Raw genomic sequence first — 21,808 nt, 5'->3', positions numbered from 1 at the left:
GGACCGTAAGCAGTCGGTCGCGCATCAGTCACGGCAGGGTCATGGATGGCTCCCACACGTGTCCGCTCACGTGTCCGCTCAGGTGCTGGTCGGGCGGGTTCCAAGGGGGTGGTGGGGTTATCCCCACCCGCGCTCCCCCAGCCACCCCATGGCGTGCGCCCCCGTGGCCGTGCAGGCTAGAGCCTTATGACCGCCCGTAACAGCCTCTTCGACGACGAACGGCTCCCGCCGCCGCGTTTCGCCTTCGACCGGCAGACCTGGAAGGAGATCGCGCATCTCCTCGCCAATCTGCCGCTGTCGATCGCCGGCTTCGTCTACGTCGTGTTCGTCGTACCCACCGGCGTCTTCCTGTCCGTCACCGTGATCGGTCTGCCCTGGCTCGCCGGCGGTCTGGCCGGGGCGCGGCTGCTGGGGAAGGCCGAACGTGCGCGGGCGCGCGCCCTGCTGGGGGTCCGGATCGACGAGCCGAGCCCGCTGCGCGGCCGTGGCCGCCGTAAGAAGCGGGCCCGCGGCAGCGAGGGGTTCTTCGACTGGCTGTGGACGGGGCTGAAGGACCCGGTGGCCTGGCGGACCGCGTTGTACGAGTTCATCCGGCTGCCGTGGGGGATCCTGACCTTCACGATCACCACGGTCAGCCTGTTCGTCCTCTGGCCGGTGCTGCCGTTCATCGCGCGCGGTCTCACCAACGTCGACCGCGCCCTGGTCCGCGGGCTGCTCTCGCCCTCCGACGAGCTGGAGAGCCGGATCGCGGAGCTGGAGTCGGACCGGGGCGTCGTCGTGGACACGGCAGCCGCCGATCTGCGCCGTATCGAGCGCGATCTGCACGACGGCGCGCAGGCCCGGCTGGTGGCCCTGGCCATGGGGCTCGGTCTCGCGAAGGAGAAGCTCCTGGACGACCCGGAGACGGCGGCGAGCATGGTGGACGAAGCGCACGGCGAGGTGAAGCTGGCCCTCCAGGAGCTGCGCGACCTCGCGCGCGGCATCCATCCGGCCGTACTCACGGACAGGGGCCTGGACGCCGCGCTCTCGGCCATCGCCTCCCGCTGCACGGTCCCGGTCAAGGTCGAGGTCGAGCTGGCGGAGCGGCCTGCAGCGGCGATCGAGGGCATCGCCTACTTCACGGTCTCCGAGCTCCTGCAGAACGTCAGCAAGCACAGCGGGGCGAGCGCGGCCGGTGTCGAGGTGTGGCGGGCGAAGGACAGGCTGCTCATCCAGATCCAGGACGACGGGCGCGGGGGCGCCCGGCTGGACGGCGGGACGGGTATGGCGGGGCTGGCCGAGCGGCTGGGCGCGGTCGACGGTCTCTTCGTACTGGACTCGCCGGTCGGAGGCCCGACGGTCGTCACAGCCGAACTCCCCTGGCGCGAGCGCGAGCCGGCCCGCGACGAGCCGACCCGCGACGAACCGGCCCACGAGTGAGCGTCAGGGCCCTGAAACCGCACCACCGAAGGTGGGGAAAACCCCAGGGCGAAGACGGTAACCGCCCTCATGGTGCGGGCCCGGCCGGCGGACGAGCATAGAGGTACGACAAGGGGCACGACCGCACGGCCGCACGACCGCCCCGCTCGCAGACACGACCGCCCCGCTCGCAGAACGGACGACACGATGGCCACGGATTACGGCACGCGGACACCGCCACGGAGCCACACCCTTCATCCGGCACTGCGCGCTCCGTTCTCGGGCCGGGCGTGGAAGGAGTTCGCCTACCTCCTTCTCAACCTCCCGATGGGCATCCTCTTCTTCGTCTACGCGGTGACGACGGTCTCGCTCAGCGCGGGACTCCTCGTGACCTTCGTCGGCATTCCGCTGCTGGCCGCCGCGCTCGTCGGCTGCCGGGCCCTGGGAGCGGTCGAGCGGATGAGGGCGCGGGCCCTGCTCGATCTGGACATCGCGAGCCCGCTGCCCGTCCGGGGGAAGAAGTCAGGTCTGATGTCCTGGGTCGGCGCGGTCCTCAAGAGCGGCGTCTCCTGGCGGCATCTGCTCTACGGCTTCCTGCACTTCCCGTGGGCGCTGTTCTCCTTCGTCGTCTCCGTGACCTTCATGGTCACCGGCTGGAGCCTCTTCCTCTATCCGCTGTGGCAGTGGGTCTTCCCCGAGTACACGGACCAGGACGGCATCGCGCTCTTCAGCGACGGCACCAACGACTTCTTCCTGGACACCCCCTTCGAGACGGCCGCGACGTGCGTCGTCGGTCTGGTCGTCGTCCTCGCGTCGCCGTGGGTGGTCCGTGGACTGGCCTGTGTGGACCGGCTGTTGGTCACCGGTCTGCTCGGCCCGTCCCGGCTGGCCGAGCGCGTCTCGGAGCTGGAGTCGGACCGCGGTGTCGTGGTCGACACCGCCGCGGCGGACCTGCGCCGTATCGAGCGTGACCTGCACGACGGCGCCCAGGCCCGGCTGGTGGCCCTCGCCATGGACCTGGGGCTGGCGAAGGAGAAGCTGCTGCACGACCCGGAGGCGGCGGCGCGGATGGTGGACGAGGCGCACGGCGAGGTGAAGGTCGCCCTCCAGGAACTGCGCGACCTCGCGCGCGGCATCCACCCGGCGGTCCTCACCGACCGGGGCCTGAACGCCGCGCTCTCCTCCGTCGCCTCCCGCTGCACCGTGCCGGTCCAGGTCGAGGTCGACCTCGACCAGCGCCCGGCGGCGGCCATCGAGGGCATCGCCTACTTCACCGTCTCCGAGCTCCTGCAGAACGTCAGCAAGCACTCCCGGGCCGGGCGCGCGTCGGTGGACGTGTGGCGGATGCAGGACCGGCTGATGCTCCAGGTCTCGGACGACGGCCGGGGCGGCGCGAACACCTCGTCGGGCAGCGGCCTGGCCGGTCTCGCGGAGCGGCTCGACGCGGTGGACGGGATCCTCGTCGTGGACTCGCCGGTCGGCGGGCCGACGACGGTGACGGCGGAGCTGCCCTGGCGCAAGTGACACCGGCGCCGCCGGAGCACCGGCGGGACACAGACGCGGCCACGGCGCACCGGACATCGTCCGGTGCGCCGGAGTCGCGTGTCCGGCCCCGCCCGGCCGCGCCGGAGTCACGTCTCTCGCTTCGATCAGTTCCCGGTCGGTGGACGCACTCGGATACGAATACTGGGATGCTGGAACCGCAGGGCGGACGCGGAGCGCGTACGCACATCGACATGGGGGCGGCAGGGTTGTGGAGGACAGGGTACGAGTGGTCATCGCCGAGGATTCGGTGCTCCTGCGGGAGGGCCTGACCCGGCTGCTGACCGATCTCGGGCATGACGTCGTCGCCGGTGTCGGGGACGGTGAGGCGCTGATCAAGACCGTCGGCGACCTGGCCCGTGAAGGAGCGGCGCCGGACGTGGTGGTGGCCGACGTACGGATGCCGCCGACCCACACCGACGAAGGGGTCCGGGCCGCGGTCCAGCTGCGCAAGGACCATCCGGGCATCGGCGTGCTGGTGCTGTCCCAGTACGTGGAGGAGCAGTACGCGACGGAACTGCTCGCGGGCAGCAGCCGGGGGGTCGGCTATCTGCTCAAGGACCGGGTGGCCGAGGTCCGGGAGTTCGTGGACGCGGTCGTACGGGTGGCCAGGGGCGGCACGGCACTGGACCCCGAGGTGGTGGCGCAGCTTCTCGGCCGCAGCCGTAAGCAGGACGTGCTGGTCGGTCTGACACCCCGGGAGCGCGAGGTCCTGGGCCTGATGGCGGAGGGGCGGACCAACTCGGCGATCGCCAGGCAGCTGGTCGTGAGCGACGGCGCGGTGGAGAAGCACGTCAGCAACATCTTCCAGAAGCTGGGCCTGTCGCCGAGTGACGGAGATCACCGCCGGGTGCTGGCGGTGCTGACCTATCTCAACTCGTGACGGCGGCGTGCCCACCGGTCGCCGCGGCCAGGTGAGGGGCAAGTAGGGGCAGGCAGTGGGTCCTAGTCCAAAAGACTGAGTTCAAATCGGTACAGACAGGGATGAACACAGAGCACCCGGGGGCGGATAAAACATGGCAAATTGCCACTACGAAGCGTCTCGAAACGACGTCCACCATACGAGCGGTCCAGGGAAGGCGACCCTTACCGACGTAGGGTGGCCCCTGGGTGTGCCGGTCGTACCGGTCGGCCCAAGCAGCCGCCTCGAGGGAGGTCCAGTTCAGTGACCAGCCAGGTCAGTAGCCCAGCCGAGCAGGCCGACGGGGCTGACGACACGAGTGAGTCCGTCGTCGGCGATCAGCGCGCGCCCGAAGACGCGTCCGGCGTGCCCGGTGTGCCCAGTGCGTCAGGCTCGAAGGAAGTCCGCCGTCTGGACCGGGTGATCATCCGTTTCGCGGGTGACTCCGGTGACGGCATGCAGCTGACGGGTGACCGGTTCACCTCCGAGACGGCGTCGTTCGGGAACGACCTGTCCACGCTGCCGAACTTCCCCGCCGAGATCCGCGCGCCCGCAGGCACCCTGCCGGGTGTGTCCTCGTTCCAGCTGCACTTCGCCGACCACGACATCCTCACCCCGGGCGACGCGCCGAACGTGCTGGTCGCGATGAACCCGGCCGCGCTCAAGGCGAACATCGGCGACGTGCCGCGGGGCGCCGACATCATCGTCAACACCGACGAGTTCACCAAGCGCCCCATGGCGAAGGTCGGTTACACCACCTCGCCCCTGGAGGACGGCTCGCTGGAGGCGTACCAGCTCCACCCGGTGCCGCTGACGACGCTGACGATCGAGGCGCTGAAGGAGTTCGGGCTCTCCCGCAAGGAGGCCGAGCGTTCGAAGAACATGTTCGCGCTGGGTCTGCTCTCGTGGATGTACCACCGCCCGACCGAGAGCACGGAGCAGTTCCTGCGGACGAAGTTCGCGAAGAAGCCGCACATCGCCGAGGCGAACGTCGCGGCGTTCCGGGCGGGCTGGAACTTCGGCGAGACCACCGAGGACTTCGCCGTCTCCTACGAGGTCGCCCCCGCCACCAAGGCGTTCCCGACCGGCACCTACCGCAACATCTCCGGGAACCTGGCGCTGTCGTACGGGCTGATCGCCGCCTCCCACCAGGCCGATCTGCCGCTCTACCTCGGGTCGTACCCGATCACGCCGGCGTCCGACATCCTCCACGAGCTGTCGCGCCACAAGAACTTCGGCGTCCGCACCTTCCAGGCGGAGGACGAGATCGCCGCCATCGGCGCGGCGCTCGGCGCGTCCTTCGGCGGTTCCCTCGCCGTGACGACGACCTCCGGGCCCGGTGTGGCCCTGAAGTCGGAGACGATCGGTCTGGCGGTCTCGCTGGAGCTGCCCCTGCTGGTGGTGGCGATCCAGCGCGGTGGTCCTTCGACCGGTCTGCCGACCAAGACCGAGCAGGCCGACCTGCTCCAGGCGATGTACGGCCGCAACGGCGAGGCGCCGGTGCCGATCGTCGCCCCGCAGACCCCCGCGGACTGCTTCGACGCGGCCATCGAGGCCGCCCGGATCGCGGTCACGTACCGCACGCCGGTCTTCCTGCTCTCCGACGGCTACCTCGCCAACGGCTCCGAGCCCTGGCGGATCCCCGAGCCGGACGAACTGCCGGACCTGGGTGTGCGGTTCACCACGGCGCCCAACCACCAGCTGCCCGACGGCACGGACGTGTTCTGGCCGTACAAGCGCGACCCGCAGACCCTGGCCCGGCCGTGGGCCGTGCCCGGCACACCCGGTCTCGAACACCGCATCGGCGGCATCGAGAAGCAGGACGGCACGGGCAACATCTCCTACGACCCCGCCAACCACGACTTCATGGTCCGCACCCGCCAGGCCAAAATCGACGGCATCGAGGTGCCGGACCTCGTCGTGGACGACCCGGACGGCGCGCGCACGCTGGTGCTCGGCTGGGGCTCCACGTACGGCCCCATCACCGCCGCCGTCCGCCGGCTGCGCACGGGCGGCAACGCGATCGCGCAGGCGCATCTGCGCCACATCAACCCGTTCCCGCGGAATCTGGGCGAGGTGCTGAAGCGTTACGACAAGGTCGTGGTGCCGGAGATGAACCTGGGTCAGCTCGCCACGCTCCTGCGGGCGAAGTACCTCATCGACGCGCACTCCTACAACCAGGTCAACGGCATGCCGTTCAAGGCCGAACAGCTCGCCACGGCTCTCAAGGAGGCCATCGATGCCTGAGGTCAACGAGCTGCTTTCCCTCGTCCCCAAGGCCGAGGCCAAGCAGTCCATGAAGGACTTCAAGTCCGACCAGGAGGTCCGCTGGTGCCCCGGCTGCGGTGACTACGCCGTGCTGGCCGCCGTCCAGGGCTTCATGCCGGACCTCGGGCTGGCCAAGGAGAACATCGTGTTCGTGTCGGGGATCGGCTGCTCCAGCCGCTTCCCGTACTACATGAACACCTACGGCATGCACTCCATCCACGGGCGCGCTCCGGCCATCGCCACCGGGCTCGCGACCTCGCGCCGCGATCTGTCCGTCTGGGTCGTCACGGGTGACGGCGACGCGCTGTCCATCGGCGGCAACCACCTCATCCACGCGCTCCGGCGCAACGTCAACCTGAAGATCCTGCTGTTCAACAACCGGATCTACGGGCTGACGAAGGGGCAATACTCGCCCACCTCCGAGGTCGGCAAGATCACCAAGTCGACGCCGATGGGTTCGCTGGACTCGCCCTTCAACCCGGTGTCGCTGGCGATCGGCGCCGAGGCGTCCTTCGTGGCCCGGACGGTCGACTCCGACCGCAAGCACCTCACGAGCGTGCTGCGCCAGGCGGCCGACCACCCGGGCACGGCGCTGGTGGAGATCTACCAGAACTGCAACATCTTCAACGACGGTGCCTTCGAGGCGCTGAAGGACAAGGAGCGGGCCCAGGAGGCGGTCATCCGCCTGGAGCACGGCGAGCCGATCCGGTTCGGGGCCGACAACTCCAAGGGTGTCGTACGGGACCCGGCGACCGGCGATCTCGTCGTCGTACCGGTGACGGCGGACAACGAGCACCAGATCCTGGTGCACGACGCGCACGCCACCAGCCCGACCACGGCGTTCGCGCTCTCGCGCCTCGCCGACCCTGACACGCTGCACCACACGCCGATCGGTGTGCTGCGCAGCGTGAAGCGGCCGGTCTACGACACGCTGATGAGCGATCAGCTCGACGCGGCGGTCGAGCAGAACGGCAAGGGCGATCTGTCGCAGCTGCTCGCCGGCAACGACACCTGGACGGTGGTCGGCTGACCGGCCGACCACGTCGTCACGTCCCGGGGCCCGGATCTCGTCCTCCACGAGACCCGGGCCTCGTCGTGTCGTCCCGTGGCGGGCCGGGCTGTCATGACCGTATTCCGATACGGACATGACAGTCCGGTCCGCCCGGCGCTACCGTCGTCGAACTGATGTGTGCGGTTCGGGAGGGCCAGTGAAGTCGGACGGAGAGCAGCGCGCGGGATTGCTGTACGGGATCGGCGCCTACGGCATGTGGGGCCTGGTCCCCCTCTTCTGGCCGCTGCTCAAGCCCTCCGGCGCGGTCGAGATCCTGGCCCACCGGATGGTCTGGTCGCTGGCCTTCGTCGCGATCGCGCTGCTCGTGGTGCGCCGCTGGGCGTGGGTACGGGAGTTGCTGGGCGAGCCCCGAAAGCTGGGCCTGCTGGTGGTGGCCGCGGCCGTGATCAGCGTCAACTGGGGCCTCTACATCTGGTCGGTCAACACCGGCCATGTCGTGGAGGCGTCCCTCGGGTACTTCATCAACCCGCTCGTCACCATCGCCATGGGGGTCCTGCTCCTCAAGGAACGACTGCGGCCCGCCCAGTGGGCGGCGGTCGGCGTCGGTCTGCTCGCCGTGCTGGTGCTGGCGATCGGGTACGGGCAGCCGCCCTGGATCTCGCTGACGCTGGCGTTCTCGTTCGCGACGTACGGCCTGGTGAAGAAGAAGGTCAACATCGGCGGTCTGGAGTCGCTGGCCGCCGAGACCGTGATCCTGTTCGTGCCCGCACTCGGCTATCTGGTCTGGCTGGGGGTCTCAGGCGACGCGACGTTCGGACCGGAGGGGGCGGGGCACGCCGCGCTGCTTGCGGCCACGGGTGTGGTGACGGCCGTGCCGCTGGTCTGCTTCGGGGCGGCGGCGATACGGGTGCCGCTGTCGACGCTGGGGCTGCTCCAGTATCTGGCGCCGGTGTTCCAGTTCCTGCTGGGGATCCTGTACTTCCACGAGGCGATGCCGGCCGAGCGGTGGGCGGGCTTCGCGCTGGTGTGGGCGGCGCTGACGATCCTGACGTGGGACGCGCTGCGGACGTCGCGGCGTACGAGGGCGAAGGCGGAGGCGCTGCGGCGGGCGGAGAACACGGCCGCGCCCCTTGCTCCGTCGCCCGCGCCAACGCCAACGCCAGCGCCTACGGAGTCGTCGTCGCGGCCGTAGTACGGCGGGCGCGATGGGCCCGGACCTTGTGGAGATTCCCGCACCGCTCCATCGCGCACCAGCGGCGACGGCCCGGCCGCGAGGTGTCGACGAACAGCAAATAGCAGTTGTGCGTGCCGCATTCGCGGATACGGTCCGCGTACGGCCCCGTGAAGAGGTCCACGGCATCGCGCGCGACGGTCGACAGCAACTGCGCCCCTGTCGCCCCGGGAGCCCACTCCCGCGCCCCGTCCGCGCCCACCCGGGCGACGAGCGGGGCCTCGGCCGCCGCCGCGTTGAGGACGGCGAAGTCGCAGGCGTCGGCGGGGCGGCCGAAGCGGTGACCCCCCGCGCGGTCGGCGGTGATCCGCAGCAGCGCGTCACGCACCGCACGGGCCGCGCGCACGTCCGCCTCGCCCACCGCGAGCACCGCCCCCAGTCCGGGCGCGAGCCGGCTCTCCCCGGCCCAGCGGACCAGCGCGGCGGGCCGGTCCAGCACCTCGTACGGCGTCGGCGCCGCCGGCCCACCGGTCACCAGCAACTCCAGGCAGAGGGCGCCCGGATCGAAACGGTAGGGACGCCCCTCGGAGGTCCCCAGGACCATCCCCGGCGTGTTCGTCGCGCGACCAGTCATGTAACCACTATAAGCAGTTTCATGACCCCGCACTGGGCCGACTTCCGGCCGCCGGGACGCCCACGTTCACCGCCATGTCCCGACAGGGCATGGAACGGCGCTGACCTACAGGTATCCGGAGTGCGAACACCCGTGTCCGGTTCCCGCTCTTGACGGTGTGTTGAGCGTGCGTCGACCATCAGCACGCATCCGCACCACTTCCGTCAGTCCCCCGTACGGAATCCGGAGCCCCCACATGAAACTCTCCACGCTCTCCGTTCCCGCACGTTCCCTCCTTGTCGGCGCGCTCGCGATCGGCGGGCTGCTCGCGGGCGGTGTGCCCGCCGCGACCGCTTCGCAGGGCGGCAGCGCGGCGCCCGCCGCCGTTCTCGCCGCCCCCGACATATCTCTCACCAACGTCAAGGCGCATCTCGGCGAGCTCTCCTCCATAGCCGCCGCCAACGGCGGCAACCGGGCCCACGGCCGGCCCGGTTATCTGGCCTCCGTCAACTATGTGAAGGGCAAGCTGGACGCGGCCGGGTTCACCACCTCCGTGCAGCAGTTCACCTCCGGTGGGCGCGTCGGGTACAACCTGATAGCCGACTGGCCCGGCGGTGACCCCAACCAGGTCCTGATGGCCGGCGCGCACCTCGACTCCGTGACATCGGGCGCCGGGATCAACGACAACGGGTCCGGCTCGGCCGCCGTACTGGAGACCGCGCTCGCGGTGTCCAGAGCAGGGCTGCAGCCGGCGAAGCACCTGCGGTTCGGCTGGTGGGGCGCCGAGGAGCTGGGGCTGGTCGGCTCCCGCTACTACGCGAACAACCTGCCGTCCGCCGAGCGCGCGAAGCTCGACGGCTATCTCAACTTCGACATGATCGGCTCGTCGAACCCCGGCTACTTCGTCTACGACGACGACCCCGCCATCGAGCAGACCTTCAAGACGTACTTCGCCGGACTCGGCGTCCCGACGGAGATCGAGACCGAGGGCGACGGCCGCTCGGACCACGCCTCCTTCATGAGCATCGGCGTACCGGTCGGCGGGCTCTTCACCGGCGCCGGGCGTACGAAGTCGGCCGCCCAGGCCCAGAAGTGGGGCGGTACGGCGGGGCAGGCCTTCGACCGCTGCTACCACTCGGCCTGCGACACGACGGCGAGCATCAACGACACCGCGCTCGACCGCAACAGCGACGCCGTCGCCTACGCGATCTGGGAGCTGGCGACCTGACCCCCGCTCTCCTCACGCACTGATGTCCTTCGCCGTGAAACGCGCCCAGGCCGCCGAGCCGAACACGGCCGCGTACACGCTCTGCAGGCCGAGATTCTTCAGCACGTCGTCCCAGTAGAACGGCTCGCGGAGCAGATCGGCGAAGGACAGCCAGTAGTGCGGGAAGAGATACGGGTGGATCCCGTGCAGCTGCGGGATCGTGTCCAGGATCTGCACCGTGATCACCAGCCCGACCGTCGTGGCCATCGCCGCGATCCCGCTGTTGGTGAGGGTGGAGACGAACAGGCCGAGCGCCGCGAGGCCGATCAGCGAGGCGGCCACGACCAGCGCTATCAGCACCGCCCGCAGCAGTCCCTCGCCGAACGAGATGGTCGTGCCCGAGATGGTCGTGACGTCGCCGAGCGGGAAGAGCAGCGCCCCCACCACCAGCGCCGAGACCGAGACCGCCAGGGTGGCGGCCAGACAGAACACCAGCGTCGCCGCGTACTTGGCCAGCAGCAGGCGGGTCCGGCCCGCCGGTGCGACCAGCAGATAGCGCAGGGTGCCGCCGTTCGCCTCGCCCGCGACCGCGTCGCCCGCGATGACGCCGACCGCCATCGGGAGGAAGACCGGCAGCGTCGCGGCGAGCGCGGCGAAGACCAGGAACAGCCCGTTGTTGGTGATCTGCGTGAGGAAGGCGGGGCCGGCGGGGCCCTCGGGCCCGCCGCCGCCGACCGGGCCGCCGTCGCTCGTCTCGATCTTGATGGCGATGCCGATCAGGACCGGTACGGCCGCCAGCACGCCCAGCAGCGCGAGGGTACGCCAGCGGCGGAAGGTGGTGGTCAGCTCGGAGCGGAAGAGCCCGAGCGTCCAGAGCGGCGACACGGCGCGCGCGGAGGCGGGAGCGGGGGCCTTGGCGGCGCCGATCGCCACGTCCGTACGCGCGTCCGCACCCGCGTCCTCAACCCGCGACATCGAATCCCTCCCCGGTCAGCGCCACGAACGCGTCCTCCAGCGAGGCCCGTTCGACCCCGAAGGCCCGTACGCGCACACCCGACCGTACGAGCCCGGCGTTCACCTCCGCCGGATCGGCGGGCTCCCCCGTGTCGGACACGGCGAGCTCTCCGCTGACCCGGTCCCCGGCCACCGTCACATCGGTGACGCCCAGCTCCTTCAGCACCCGCGCCGCGTCCGCCGGATCGGGCGTCGTGACCGCCAGCCGCCCGCGGGTGCCCGCCGCCAGCTCGGCGACCGTGGCCTGGGTCAGCAGCCGCCCACGTGCCATCACGGCGGCGTGCGTGCACACCTGCTCGATCTCGTCCAGCAGATGCGAGGAGAGGAAGACCGTCGTGCCCTCCCCGGCCAGCTCCCGTACGAGTGCCCTGATCTCCCGCATGCCCTGCGGGTCGAGCCCGTTCGTCGGCTCGTCGAGCACCAGGAGCCTGCGCGGCTGGAGCAGCGCGGCGGCGAGCCCGAGCCGCTGCTTCATACCGAGCGAGTACGCCTTCGCCTTCTTGCCGCCCGCCGCCGTGAGCCCGACGCGCTCCAGCGCCTCCGCCACCCGGGCCCGCCGGGTACGGGGATCGGCCGTCGGGTCGGCGGAGTCGTACCGCAGCAGATTGTCGCGGCCGTTCAAGTACCCGTACAGCGCCGGGCCTTCGATCAACGCGCCCACCTGCGGCAGTACGGCCCTGGCCGCGCGCGGCATGGCGCGGCCGAGGACCGAGGCCGTCCCCGCGGTCGGCTCGATCAGGCCCATCAGCATGCGGATGGTGGTGGTCTTCCCGGAGCCGTTGGGGCCGAGGAAGCCGAAGACACTGCCGGCGGGCACGGCGAGGTCGAGACGGTCGACGGCGAGCTGCCCGCCCCGGTAGCGCTTGGTGAGCCCGCGTGTCTCTATGACGACGGTCATCCCTGGCCCTTCCTTTCCCGACCGGTCCCACCGGTCCTGCCCGGCCCCGCGGGTCCGCCCGGCCCTCCCGGACCCGGCGCGCGGACAGCGGTCCGCCCCGCCGTACGGAGCGTACGACGGGGCGGCCCCACCTCGCGCTACTTCGCCTCGTTGGCCGCCTTGACCAGCGCGTCCTTCGTGACCGCGCCGACGAAGACCTTGCCGTCGTCCGTCATCAGGGCGTTCACCAGGCGCGTCTTGTAGACCGTGCCCGAACCGAACTTCCCCTTGACCTTGTCACCCAGCGCGTCCATGAACTGCCGGGCCTCGGCCGGCATGTCCTTCGACGCGGCTGCCGTCGGGACCTTGGCGCCGGTGTTGAGCTGGACCACGGAGGTCCAGCCCTCGCCGATCACGTTCGGCTCCGAACCGAGCTCCTTGGCGTCCTTGGGCGCCTTGTGGGCCTGGTCCTTGCCGGCGGCCTTCGACTCGTCGGCCTCCGTCACCTTCGCGCCCTTGGGAGGCGTGAAGGTGAAGGTGGACGCGGCCGGCCGGGAGAAGTCGACCTTGGTGAAGCCGACGTCGATCACGGCCTTGCCGCCGCTGCTCGGCAGGAGCGTGAACTTCAGCGGCGTACCGGTCTTGGAGTCGACCGCCACCTTGACGGAGCCGATCGTCGAACCGGCCTGCTTCGGCTTGATCACCAGCTGGTAGGCGTCCCGGCCCGCGATCCGCGCCGTACCGTCCACCGTCACCGAGGTCGTGTCGCCGGCGGCCTTCAGAGCCTCCCGCGCGAAGTCCTGCGGCGTGGCGGGCAGCTCCTTCGGAACCGCCTGGTCCTTGCCGGACTTGCCGGACACCCCGAGCTTGCCGCTGTCCGCGCCGGCGGGCGCCTTCGCGTGATACGCCTGGTTGGAAGAGCTGTCGTACGCCCACACCTCGCCGGCGTTGTGGATCAGGCTGTACTCCGCGGCGCTGTCGAGGATCGACAGCCGCTGCTTGTCGGGTCCGTCCGTGGCGACACGCAGGGTGTGCTCGCCGGAGGCCAGTTCCATCAGCTTGCCGGTCGGCTCCGCGGCCGAACCGCCGTCCTTGCCGCCGCTGTCGGCCCCGCCCTTCGGCGCGAGCGCTCCGGCAGCCGAACCGCCGAGGCCGCCGAGCGACGGGATGCCGAGGTCGGTCGTGATCTTGACCGTGCCGGACAGCCGCTCCGTGTCGGACGCCGCCATCTTCTCGATCAGCTGCGCCGCGGTGATCTTCGGCAGGTCCGGGTCGCCCGACGCGGCGAGCGCGGGGACGAGTCCGATGGTCGCCGCGGCGACCCCCGCCACCGCGACCGGGACCACATAGCGCGCCGCTCTGCGACGGCCCGCCGGAAGGTCCCCGGTTTCGTCGTTCCCGCCGGTGATCTGTGCGCTGTCGTTCGGTGCCATGTGTGCCCTACCTCCGTGGTCGGCGGCTTCCGTCCTTCACACTCGTCCACCCCTTGCCGCCATTCTCACTCGAATTGGTCCGGGGTGGCGTTCTCCATAAGACCAAATCGGCTAACCGGAAGCGTCAACCCGCGGGGCCAACCTCGCGTACTGCTCTGGGATGACAGCCGGACCCGCCACCTCCCCCATCCAGTAGGGGACGGCCGGGTCCGGCGTCGGGGGCGTCAACAGGCGTACTCAGCCCGCGCGGTGGACCACCAGGTCGCACAGCTCCAGCAGCGCGGACTTCGCGTAGCACTCGGGCAGCGGCGCGAGGGCCGTACGCGCCTCCTCGGCGTACCGGACGGTGTCCCGCCGCGCCTGCTCCAGCGCCGGGTGGGCGCGCAGCCTGTGCAGCGCCTCGGTGTGCCGGGCGTCGTCCGTCAGGTCGCCGTCGAGGAGTTCGACCAGCTCGATGTCCTCGGGGCGCCCATGCGCCTCCGCCTGGGCCCGCAGCAGCAGCACCGGCAGCGTGGGGATGCCCTCGCGGAGGTCGGTGCCCGGTGTCTTGCCGGACTCGTGGGAGTCGCTGGCGATGTCCAGGACGTCGTCGGCGAGCTGGAAGGCGACGCCGAGCCGCTCACCGTACTGGGTGAGGGTGTCGATGACCGTCTCGTCGGCGCCGGACGTCAGCGCGCCGAAGCGGCCCGACACGGCGAACAGCGCGCCGGTCTTGCCGGCGAGCACGTCGAGGTAGTGGCTGACCGGGTCCCGCCCGTCGCGCGGTCCGGCCGTCTCCAGGATCTGACCCGTCACCAGCCGCTCGAACGCCTCGGCCTGGATCCGTACGGCCTCGGGGCCGAGGTCCGCCAGGATGTGCGAGGCGCGCGCGAAGAGGAAGTCACCGGTGAGGACCGCGACGGAGTTGCCCCAGCGGCTGTTGGCGCTGTCGACACCCCGGCGTACGTCCGCCTCGTCCATCACGTCGTCGTGGTAGAGCGTCGCCAGGTGGGTCAGCTCGACGACGACGGCCGCCGGGACGATCCCGGGGGCGTACGGGTCGCCGAACTGGGCTGCCAGCATCACGACGAGCGGCCGGAACCGCTTGCCTCCGGCGCGCACCAGGTGCTGCGCCGCTTCCGTGATGAAAGGGACCTCGCTCTTGGTGGCTTCGAGGAGACCCGCCTCCACGGCCGACAATCCGCTCAGGACATCGGCTTCAAGAGCCGGGTCCCGCACGCTCAGCCCGAACGGCCCGACGACGGTCACGAGGGGTACTCCTGTCTGCTGACGATCACATGGATTGTCGATGTGTCGCTGCTGTCATTCAAGTCAGCGTATCCGGTCGAGTTTCGATCACCATGGGCGCCTTCCCGGCTCCACCCGTATGTTCGTGATCAGTAAATACGACCTGAACTACCCCCGTTTGTCCGCACCCCCTGCTCGTTCGGGCTACCGCCGGTAGGTTCCCCTAACTCCCCACCGCACTCGGGCCCTTTCGGGCATTGCACGCTTTTCACCACTGCCGCCACCGGGCAACACCGACGTAACGTGTCCCGCATCGATCCGGAAAGTGAGGCAGCACCCATGCCCGAGCAGAGCCCGCTCGAAGTGGCCGAGGGTGACCCCTACGGTCCGCACAACCTCCCCTACGGCGTCTTCACCACCGCCGACGAGCCCGAGCGGCGCCGGCTCGGGGTCCGGGTCGGCGGCCATGTGCTCGACGCGGGGGCAGCCGCGCACGCGCTGGGCTCCCCGTACGCCGCGCTGCTCGACCGGCCGAGCCTCAACCCGCTGATGGCCGCCGGGCGCACGGCCTGGCGCGATGTACGCCGCGCGCTCACGGCCTGGGTGACGGTCCCCGCCCACCGGCCCGACATAGAACCGCTGCTGCACCGGCTCGGCTCGGTGACGATGCATCTGCCGTACGAGGTCGCCGACTGGGTCGACTTCTACGCCAGCGAGAACCACGCCACCAACCTGGGCCGGATCTTCCGGCCCGACGGCGAGCCGCTGACCCCGAACTGGAAGCATCTGCCGATCGGTTACCACGGCCGCGCGGGCACGGTCGTCGTCTCGGGGACCGACGTGGTGCGCCCCTCCGGGCAGCGCAAGGGACCGGCCGACGCCGCCCCGGTCTTCGGCCCCTCGGTCAAGCTCGACATCGAGACGGAGGTCGGCTTCGTGGTCGGCACCCCGTCGAAGATGGGACGCTCCGTGGAACTGGCCGCCTTCGACGACCATGTCTTCGGTCTCTCGCTGCTCAACGACTGGTCGGCGCGCGACATCCAGGGCTGGGAGAACGTGCCGCTGGGGCCGTTCCTCGGCAAGTCCTTCGCCACGTCCGTCTCGGCCTGGGTGACCCCCCTGGCGGCCCTGGACGCGGCGCGGGTCTCTCCCCCGCCCCGTACGCATCCGCTGCTGCCGTATCTGGACGACGCGGACGAGGAGGTGCCCGGCGGCTTCGACCTGCGGATCACGGTCACCCTCAACGGCCAGGTACTCTCCGAACCGCCCTTCGCGGGCATGTACTGGACCGCGGCGCAGCAGCTGGCCCATATGACGGTGAACGGCGCCTCGCTGCGTACGGGCGATCTGTACGGGTCCGGCACGATCAGCGGCCCCGAGCGCGGCCAGCGCGGCTCCCTGATCGAGCTGACGTGGAACGGCACGGAGCCGATCGAACTGGCGGACGGCAAGCGGACGTTCCTGGAGGACGGCGACGAGATCACCCTCACCGCCTGGGCCCCGGGCCCGGACGGTGTCCGCGTGGGCCTCGGCGAGGTGACCGGCCGGATCGTCGCCGGATGAGGACCGCCCCGCACCCGCTCAGGCCGCCGCTCGTCCTGCTGGGCGTGCTGCTGCTGGTGGTGCTGACGGCCCTCGCCCTCAGAGGCCGGGGCGAGGCGCCCGGCTACGCGGAGGGCTACACCTTCGGCCGGGACGAGGGCCCGGCCGGACATCTGGGCGGGGCGGACGCGTCCGACCGGGGGGCCGCCACCTCCGAGTGCGGGGAGCACGCGGAGACCGACAGCGTGGAGACGAACGACGACTGGATGGCCGGCTGCGTAGACGGCGCGCTGCGCCTCCCCGAGAAGCCCCCGGAGTCCGGCTCCTGACAGCCGGTCCCGGTCCTGACAGCCTTGGCACACCGCTGAACACAGCTGAACGCCGTGGGGCCCCACCGGTGTCGGTGGGGCCCCACGGCGTTCAGTCCTGTACTCCCGTACGGCCTACCGCACGAAAACGCCCGCCTGACTCGCCAGATCCAGGAAGTACTGCGGCGCGAGGCCCAGCACCAGCGTCACGGCGACGCCCACACCGATCGCGGTCATCGTCAGCGGCGAGGGCACGGCGACCGTGGGGCCGTCCGCCTTCGGCTCGCTGAAGAACATCAGCACGATGACCCGGACGTAGAAGAACGCGGCGATCGCCGACGAGATCACACCGACCACGACCAGCGCTCCGGCCCCGCCGTCCGCCGCCGCCTTGAATACGGCGAACTTCCCGGCGAAGCCCGAGGTCAGCGGAATGCCGGCGAAGGCCAGCAGGAAGATCGCGAAGACCGCGGCCACCAGGGGCGAACGCCGCCCGAGCCCCGCCCACTTGGACAGATGCGTCGCCTCGCCGCCCGCGTCGCGCACCAGCGTGACGACGGCGAACGCGCCGACCGTCACGAAGGAGTACGCCGCCAGGTAGAAGAGGACGGAGGAGATGCCCTCGTCGGTCAGCGCGATGACACCGGCCAGGATGAAGCCCGCGTGCGCGATCGACGAGTACGCCAGGAGGCGCTTGATGTCCGTCTGGGTGATCGCGACGATGGCGCCGAACACCATGGTGGCGATCGCGACGCCGAACATCACCGGCCGGAAGTCCCAGCGCAGGCCAGGCAGGACCACGTACAGCAGCCGCAGCAGCGCGCCGAACGCCGCCACCTTCGTCGCGGCGGCCATGAAGCCGGTGACCGGTGTGGGCGCGCCCTGGTAGACGTCCGGGGTCCACATGTGGAACGGCACCGCGCCGACCTTGAAGAGCAGGCCCATGAGGATCATCGCGCCGCCGATGAGCAGCAGCGCGTCGTTGCCCATGGTGTCGGCGAGGACCGGGTCGACCGTGCCGACGGAGCCGTCCACGACGGCGGCGATGCGCGCGTACGTCACCGAGCCCGCGTAGCCGTACAGCAGGGCGATGCCGAAGAGCAGGAACGCGGACGAGAAGGCGCCGAGCAGGAAGTACTTCACCGCGGCCTCCTGCGACATCAGCCGCTTGCGGCGGGCGAGGGCGCAGAGGAGGTAGAGCGGGAGGGAGAAGACCTCCAGCGCGATGAAGAGCGTCAGCAGGTCGTTGGCGGCCGGGAAGACCAGCATGCCGGCCACCGCGAACAGCGCGATCGGGAAGACCTCGGTGGTGGTGAACCCGGCCCGGACCGCCGCCTTCTCGCTCTCGCTGCCGGGCACCGAGGCGCCCTGGGCGGCGAAGGAGTCGACGCGGTTGCCGTGGCTCACCGGGTCGAGCCTGCGCTCGGCGAAGGTGAACACGGCGACGATCGCCGTCAGGATGATGACGCCCTGGAGGAACAGCGCTGGGCCGTCCACGGCGATCGAGCCCATCGCGGCCAGATGCGCCTTCGTGCTGCCGTACCCGCCCGCCGCCAGGGCGACCACCGCGGCGAACGCGGCGGCCAGGGCGACGACCGAGAGGAAGAGCTGGGCGTAGTACCGCCCCTTCCTCGGTACGAAGGCCTCAAGGAGGATGCCCACGACGGCGGCGCCCAGCACGATAAGCACCGGGGCCAGTTGCGCGTATTCGATCTTGGGGGCCGGGATCTTGTCGATCCCCTGGGCCGCCGTCGTTGTCCACAGGCTGTGGACAGCTGTCGCACTCACGGTGCTGCCTCCACCTCGGGCTTGGGATCGGTCTTCTGTACGTCACTCATGGTGTGCTCCACCGCCGGATTCACGATGTCGGTCAGCGGCTTCGGGTAAACGCCCAGGAAGAGAAGGAGCGCGATCAGCGGGGTGACGACCGCCAGCTCCCGGAGCCTCAGGTCCGGCATGGTGCGGACCGACTCGTTCACCGGACCCGTCATCGTGCGCTGGTAGAGGACCAGGACGTACAGCGCGGCGAGCACGATGCCGACGGTCGCGATGATCCCGATCACCGGGTAGACGCTGAACGTGCCGACCAGGACGAGGAATTCACTCACGAACGGGGCGAGCCCCGGCAGCGAGAGAGTCGCCAGACCACCGATCAGGAACGTGCCGGCCAGGACCGGGGCGACCTTCTGCACACCGCCGTAGTCCGAGATGAGCCGCGAACCGCGCCGCGAGATCAGGAAGCCCGCGACCAGCAGCAGCGCCGCCGTCGAGATCCCGTGGTTGATCATGTAGAGCGTCGCGCCCGACTGGCCCTGGCTGGTCATCGCGAAGATGCCCATGATGATGAAGCCGAAGTGCGAGATCGACGCGTAGGCGATCAGCCGCTTGATGTCACGCTGGCCGACCGCGAGCAGTGCCCCGTAGACGATGCTGATCAGCGCCAGGATCAGCACCGCGGGAGTGGCCCACTTGGACGCCTCCGGGAAGAGCTGGAGGCAGAAACGCAGCATCGCGAACGTGCCGACCTTGTCGACCACCGCGGTGATCAGGACGGCGACGGGCGCGGTCGCCTCGCCCATGGCGTTGGGCAGCCAGGTGTGCACCGGCCACAGCGGCGCCTTGACGGCGAAGGCGAAGAAGAAGCCCAGGAAGAGCCACCTCTCCACGCCCGTCGACATGTCCAGCGTGCCGTCGGCCCTGGCCGCGGCGATCTCGCTCAGCGAGAAGGTCCCCGCCTCCACGAAGAGACCGATGACCGCGGCCAGCATGATCAGACCGCCGGCGAGGTTGTAGAGGAGGAACTTCACGGCCGCGTACGACCGCTGGGTGGCTCCGGCCTCGTCGCCGCCCGCGTGGGCCCGGTCCCCGAAGCCGCCGATGAGGAAGTACACCGGGATAAGCATGGCTTCGAACAGGATGTAGAAGAGGAAGACGTCGGTGGCCTCGAAGGAGAGGATCACCATCGCCTCGACCATCAGGATCAGGGCGAAGAAGCCCTGCGTCGGCCGCCAGCGGGAGGACTTCCCCGCGGCGGAGCCGCTATCAGACACAGTCAGCGGGTCCGCGTCGTGCCAGCCCGCGAGGATGATGAAGGGGATCAGCAGGGCGGTGAGCGCCATGAGCGACACCCCGATGCCGTCCACGCCCAGTTCGTATCTGACTCCGAAGTCGGAGATCCAGGCGTGGGACTCGGTGAGCTGATACCGGTCGCCGCCGGGCTCGAAGCGGACCAGCGCGATCGCCGCCAGCACGAGCGTGGCGAGCGAGAAGGCCAGCGCGATCCACTTGGCCCCGGTGCGCCTGGCGGCCGGGACGGCCGCCGTGACGATCGCGCCGATCGCCGGGACGGCCGCCGTCGCCGTCAGAAGAGGGAACGACATCTGGTTTACACCGCCCTCATCAGCAGGGTCGCGGCGATGAGCACTGCCGTACCTCCGAACATCGAGACCGCGTAGGAGCGGGCGTAGCCGTTCTGCAGCTTGCGCAGCCGGCCGGAGAGCCCGCCGAACGACGCCGCCGTGCCGTTGACGACACCGTCGACCAGGGTGTGGTCGACGTACACGAGCGAGCGGGTGAGGTGCTCGCCGCCGCGGACCAGGACCACATGGTTGAAGTCGTCCTGGAGGAGATCGCGGCGGGCGGCGCGGGTGAGCAGCGAGCCGCGCGGCGCCGTGACCGGCACCGGCTTGCGGCCGTACTGGAGATACGCGGCACCGACACCGATGAGCAGCACCACGACCGTGGACGTGGTGACGGCCGCCGCGCTGATCGGCGGGTGGCCGTGCTCGAACTGGGTGACCGGCTCCAGCCACTTCACGAACGACTCGTTCAGCGAGAAGAGACCGCCCGCGAAGACCGAGCCGAAGGCCAGGACGATCATGGGGATCGTCATCGACCTGGGCGACTCGTGCGGGTGCGGCTCGTTTCCTTCCGCGTCCGGCTGCCAGCGCTTCTCGCCGAAGAAGGTCATCAGCATCACGCGCGTCATGTAGTACGCCGTGAGGGCCGCGCCCAGCAGGGTGACGGCGCCGAGGATCCAGCCCTCGGTGCCTCCCTTGGCGAACGCCGCCTCGATGATCTTGTCCTTCGACCAGAAGCCGGAGAGACCGGGGAAGCCGATGATCGCGAGATAGCCGAGACCGAAGGTGACGAAGGTGACCGGCATGTACTTCCGCAGGCCGCCGTACTTGCGCATGTCCACTTCGTCGTTCATGCCGTGCATGACCGAGCCGGCGCCGAGGAACAGCCCCGCCTTGAAGAAGCCGTGCGTCACCAGGTGCATGATCGCGAAGACGTAGCCGATGGGGCCGAGGCCCGCGGCCAGGATCATGTAGCCGATCTGGGACATCGTCGAGCCCGCGAGGGCCTTCTTGATGTCGTCCTTCGCGCAACCGACGATCGCACCGAAGAGGAGCGTGACCGCTCCGACGATGACGACCACCAGCTGGGCGTCCGGGGACGCGTTGAAGATCGCGCCGGACCGGGTGATCAGATACACGCCCGCGGTCACCATCGTCGCCGCGTGGATCAGGGCCGAGACCGGGGTCGGGCCCTCCATCGCGTCGCCGAGCCAGGACTGGAGCGGCACCTGGGCCGACTTGCCGCAGGCCGCCAGCAGCAGCATCAGGCCAATGCCCGTCAGCGTGCCGCCGCTCGCCTCACCGGTGGATTCCAGGACGGGCCCGAAGGCGAACGTGCCGAAGGTGGTGAACATCAGCATGATCGCGATCGACAGGCCCATGTCGCCGACACGGTTGACCAGGAACGCCTTCTTGGCCGCCGTGGCCGCGCTGGGCTTGTGCTGCCAGAAGCCGATGAGCAGGTACGACGCGAGGCCGACACCCTCCCAGCCGAAGTACAGCAGCAGGTAGTTGTCCGCGAGGACGAGCAGCAGCATCGCCGCGAGGAACAGGTTCAGATAGCCGAAGAAGCGGCGGCGCCGCTCGTCGTGCTCCATGTACCCGATGGAGTAGATGTGGATCAGGGTGCCGACACCGGTGATCAGCAGCACGAACGTCATCGACAGCTGGTCGAGCTGGAAGGCGACGTCCGCCTGGAAGCTCTCGACGGGCACCCAGCTGAACAGGTGCTGGTGCAGGGCGCGTTCCTCGCCGCCCTTGCCCAGCATGTCCGCGAACAGCACCACGCCGATCACGAAGGAGGCGGCCGCCAGCAGCGTGCCGAGCAGATGTCCCACCCGGTCCAGGCGTCGCCCGCCGCACAGCAGAAGACCTGCTCCGAGCAGGGGCGCCGCGATGAGCAGCGCAATCAGATTCTCCACGATTCAGCGACCCC

Annotated in this window: 16 protein-coding genes and 1 pseudogene; 9 read left to right on the top strand and 8 right to left on the bottom strand. The window is 70.1% G+C overall.

The features are described from left to right. The first annotated feature begins 186 nt into the window (after window positions 1–186). From ACFWV8_RS00650 to rarD, 6 genes are all read left to right on the top strand, one after another. Window positions 187–1,419, top strand: a complete 1,233-nt coding sequence (locus ACFWV8_RS00650; RefSeq protein ID WP_384196720.1) for a sensor histidine kinase — start codon at window positions 187–189, stop codon at window positions 1,417–1,419. Window positions 1,420–1,605: 186 nt separating this feature from the next. Next, window positions 1,606–2,922, top strand: a complete 1,317-nt coding sequence (locus ACFWV8_RS00645; protein WP_384196719.1) for a sensor histidine kinase — start codon at window positions 1,606–1,608, stop codon at window positions 2,920–2,922. Between the two features lie 229 nt (window positions 2,923–3,151). Next, complete coding sequence (locus ACFWV8_RS00640; protein WP_078075602.1) at window positions 3,152–3,823, top strand: response regulator transcription factor; 672 nt, start codon at window positions 3,152–3,154, stop codon at window positions 3,821–3,823. 282 nt (window positions 3,824–4,105) lie between these two features. Beyond that, complete coding sequence (locus ACFWV8_RS00635) at window positions 4,106–6,088, top strand: 2-oxoacid:acceptor oxidoreductase subunit alpha (RefSeq protein ID WP_384196717.1); 1,983 nt, start codon at window positions 4,106–4,108, stop codon at window positions 6,086–6,088. After that, window positions 6,081–7,139, top strand: coding sequence for a 2-oxoacid:ferredoxin oxidoreductase subunit beta (locus ACFWV8_RS00630; RefSeq protein WP_329383261.1), 1,059 nt, complete (start codon window positions 6,081–6,083; stop codon window positions 7,137–7,139). The genes ACFWV8_RS00635 and ACFWV8_RS00630 overlap by 8 nt, the downstream gene beginning before the upstream one ends. A gap of 178 nt (window positions 7,140–7,317) precedes the next feature. Further along, entirely contained in the window at window positions 7,318–8,313 is a 996-nt protein-coding gene (gene rarD, locus ACFWV8_RS00625) for an EamA family transporter RarD (RefSeq protein ID WP_384196715.1), read from the top strand. Here the strand turns inward: rarD and ACFWV8_RS00620 are convergent. After that, window positions 8,288–8,926 carry a CGNR zinc finger domain-containing protein gene (locus ACFWV8_RS00620; RefSeq protein ID WP_384196713.1) on the bottom strand — a complete coding sequence of 213 codons (639 nt, stop codon included), beginning with the start codon at window positions 8,924–8,926 and terminating at the stop codon, window positions 8,288–8,290. The two genes, rarD and ACFWV8_RS00620, sit on opposite strands and share 26 nt — an antisense overlap. A gap of 235 nt (window positions 8,927–9,161) precedes the next feature. Between ACFWV8_RS00620 and ACFWV8_RS00615 the strand changes: the two are divergent. Continuing rightward, window positions 9,162–10,127: pseudogene (locus tag ACFWV8_RS00615) on the top strand (M28 family metallopeptidase); the annotation flags it as partial. Window positions 10,128–10,145: 18 nt separating this feature from the next. Here the strand turns inward: ACFWV8_RS00615 and ACFWV8_RS00610 are convergent. The 4 genes from ACFWV8_RS00610 to ACFWV8_RS00595 form a co-directional block, all read right to left on the bottom strand. Further along, the gene (locus tag ACFWV8_RS00610; RefSeq protein ID WP_384196711.1) at window positions 10,146–11,087 is read right to left on the bottom strand and encodes an ABC transporter permease; all 942 of its coding nucleotides are present in this window, start codon (window positions 11,085–11,087) and stop codon (window positions 10,146–10,148) included. Continuing rightward, window positions 11,074–12,024, bottom strand: a complete 951-nt coding sequence (locus tag ACFWV8_RS00605) for an ATP-binding cassette domain-containing protein (protein ID WP_384196709.1) — start codon at window positions 12,022–12,024, stop codon at window positions 11,074–11,076. The genes ACFWV8_RS00610 and ACFWV8_RS00605 overlap by 14 nt, the downstream gene beginning before the upstream one ends. A gap of 137 nt (window positions 12,025–12,161) precedes the next feature. Then, entirely contained in the window at window positions 12,162–13,436 is a 1,275-nt protein-coding gene (locus ACFWV8_RS00600) for an outer membrane lipoprotein carrier protein LolA (RefSeq protein ID WP_384196707.1), read from the bottom strand. A gap of 237 nt (window positions 13,437–13,673) precedes the next feature. Further along, window positions 13,674–14,684: a polyprenyl synthetase family protein gene (locus ACFWV8_RS00595; protein WP_329383276.1), complete on the bottom strand. Its 1,011-nt coding sequence runs from the start codon at window positions 14,682–14,684 to the stop codon at window positions 13,674–13,676. 318 nt (window positions 14,685–15,002) lie between these two features. On the opposite strand from ACFWV8_RS00595, the gene fahA reads away from it, so the two are divergent. Both fahA and ACFWV8_RS00585 read left to right on the top strand, forming a co-directional pair. Beyond that, entirely contained in the window at window positions 15,003–16,226 is a 1,224-nt protein-coding gene (gene fahA, locus ACFWV8_RS00590) for a fumarylacetoacetase (protein WP_384196705.1), read from the top strand. Continuing rightward, a complete protein-coding gene (locus ACFWV8_RS00585) occupies window positions 16,223–16,534 on the top strand; it encodes a hypothetical protein (RefSeq protein WP_384196703.1) in 312 nt (103 codons plus the stop codon). The genes fahA and ACFWV8_RS00585 overlap by 4 nt, the downstream gene beginning before the upstream one ends. Window positions 16,535–16,648: 114 nt before the next feature. Here ACFWV8_RS00585 and nuoN read toward each other — a convergent pair whose 3' ends face one another. The 3 genes from nuoN to nuoL are packed head-to-tail and all read right to left on the bottom strand — an operon-like array spanning window position 16,649 to window position 21,794. Continuing rightward, on the bottom strand, window positions 16,649–18,301 hold the full coding sequence (nuoN, locus tag ACFWV8_RS00580) for an NADH-quinone oxidoreductase subunit NuoN (protein ID WP_384196701.1): 1,653 nt from the start codon (window positions 18,299–18,301) through the stop codon (window positions 16,649–16,651). Then, a complete protein-coding gene (locus ACFWV8_RS00575; RefSeq protein WP_384196699.1) occupies window positions 18,298–19,893 on the bottom strand; it encodes an NADH-quinone oxidoreductase subunit M in 1,596 nt (531 codons plus the stop codon). Before ACFWV8_RS00575 ends, nuoN begins: the two co-directional genes overlap by 4 nt. Window positions 19,894–19,898: 5 nt before the next feature. Beyond that, window positions 19,899–21,794 carry an NADH-quinone oxidoreductase subunit L gene (gene nuoL / locus ACFWV8_RS00570; protein ID WP_329383290.1) on the bottom strand — a complete coding sequence of 632 codons (1,896 nt, stop codon included), beginning with the start codon at window positions 21,792–21,794 and terminating at the stop codon, window positions 19,899–19,901. Between the last annotated feature and the right edge of the window lie 14 nt (window positions 21,795–21,808).

Origin of the sequence: Streptomyces sp. NPDC058665 (assembly GCF_042714995.1) — a bacterium.
Taxonomy (GTDB): domain Bacteria; phylum Actinomycetota; class Actinomycetes; order Streptomycetales; family Streptomycetaceae; genus Streptomyces.
This window is presented reverse-complemented; position numbering and strand designations above follow the sequence as displayed.

Excerpts from the sequence above, each read along its gene's own strand:
- fahA (WP_384196705.1), top strand. The coding sequence starts at position 15,003 with ATGCCCGAGCAGAGCCCGCTCGAAGTGGCCGAGGGTGACCCCTACGGT.
- ACFWV8_RS00630 (WP_329383261.1), top strand. The coding sequence starts at position 6,081 with ATGCCTGAGGTCAACGAGCTGCTTTCCCTCGTCCCCAAGGCCGAGGCC.
- ACFWV8_RS00600 (WP_384196707.1), bottom strand. The coding sequence starts at position 13,436 with ATGGCACCGAACGACAGCGCACAGATCACCGGCGGGAACGACGAAACC.
- ACFWV8_RS00620 (WP_384196713.1), bottom strand. The coding sequence starts at position 8,926 with ATGACTGGTCGCGCGACGAACACGCCGGGGATGGTCCTGGGGACCTCC.
- ACFWV8_RS00645 (WP_384196719.1), top strand. The coding sequence starts at position 1,606 with ATGGCCACGGATTACGGCACGCGGACACCGCCACGGAGCCACACCCTT.
- ACFWV8_RS00575 (WP_384196699.1), bottom strand. The coding sequence starts at position 19,893 with ATGTCGTTCCCTCTTCTGACGGCGACGGCGGCCGTCCCGGCGATCGGC.
- ACFWV8_RS00585 (WP_384196703.1), top strand. The coding sequence starts at position 16,223 with ATGAGGACCGCCCCGCACCCGCTCAGGCCGCCGCTCGTCCTGCTGGGC.
- ACFWV8_RS00605 (WP_384196709.1), bottom strand. The coding sequence starts at position 12,024 with ATGACCGTCGTCATAGAGACACGCGGGCTCACCAAGCGCTACCGGGGC.
- ACFWV8_RS00610 (WP_384196711.1), bottom strand. The coding sequence starts at position 11,087 with ATGTCGCGGGTTGAGGACGCGGGTGCGGACGCGCGTACGGACGTGGCG.
- ACFWV8_RS00650 (WP_384196720.1), top strand. The coding sequence starts at position 187 with ATGACCGCCCGTAACAGCCTCTTCGACGACGAACGGCTCCCGCCGCCG.